Annotated in this window: 1 rRNA gene; it reads right to left on the bottom strand. The window is 50.4% G+C overall.

The features are described 5' to 3' along the window. Positions 1-953, bottom strand: a 23S ribosomal RNA gene (locus ACVUH9_RS22180); the annotation flags it as partial.

The raw sequence follows: 953 nt of genomic DNA, 5'->3' as shown, positions 1-953 counted from the left end.
GAGCCTCTGCTGGAGACAGCGCCCCCATCATTATGCCATTCGTGCAGGTCGGAACTTACCCGACAAGGAATTTCGCTACCTTAGGACCGTTATAGTTACGGCCGCCGTTTACTGGGGCTTCGATCAAGAGCTTCGCTTACGCTAACCCCATCAATTAACCTTCCAGCACCGGGCAGGCATCACACCCTATACGTCCACTTTCGTGTTTGCAGAGTGCTATGTTTTTAATAAACAGTTGCAGGGGCCTGGTTTCTGTGGCTGCCAATAGCTCAAGGAGTAAATCCTATCACCGTCGGCAGCGTACCTTCTCCCGAAGTTACGGTACCATTTTGCCTAGTTCCTTCAGCAGAGTTCTCTCAAGCGCTTTGGTCTACTCGACCTGACCACCTGTGTCGGTTTCGGGTACGATTCCTATGTAACTGAAGCTTAGAGACTTTTCCTGGAAGCATGGTATCAGCCACTTCACTGTACAAGTACAGCTTGCTATCAGTTCTCAGCATAGAGTACCCCGGATTTGCCTAAGATACATGCCTACAACCTTCCACCTGGACAACCAACGCCAGGCTGACTTAACCTTCTCCGTCCTCTCATCGCATTACATAGAAGTATTGGAATATTAACCAATTTCCCATCGACTACGCCTCTCGGCCTCGCCTTAGGGGTCGACTCACCCAGCCCCGATTAACGTTGGACTGGAACCCTTGGTCTTTCAGCGTGCGAGTTTTTCACTCGCATTGTCGTTACTCACGTCAGCATTCGCACTTCTGATACCTCCAGCATCCTTCTCAAGACACCTTCTCAGGCTTACAGAACGCTCTCCTACCACTCACAGCAGAACTGTGAATCCGCAGCTTCGGTAACTGGCTTGAGCCCCGTTACATCTTCCGCGCAGGACGACTCGATCAGTGAGCTATTACGCTTTCTTTAAATGATGGCTGCTTCTAAGCCAACAT

This window comes from Patulibacter ginsengiterrae, from assembly GCF_056269115.1.
This window is presented reverse-complemented; position numbering and strand designations above follow the sequence as displayed.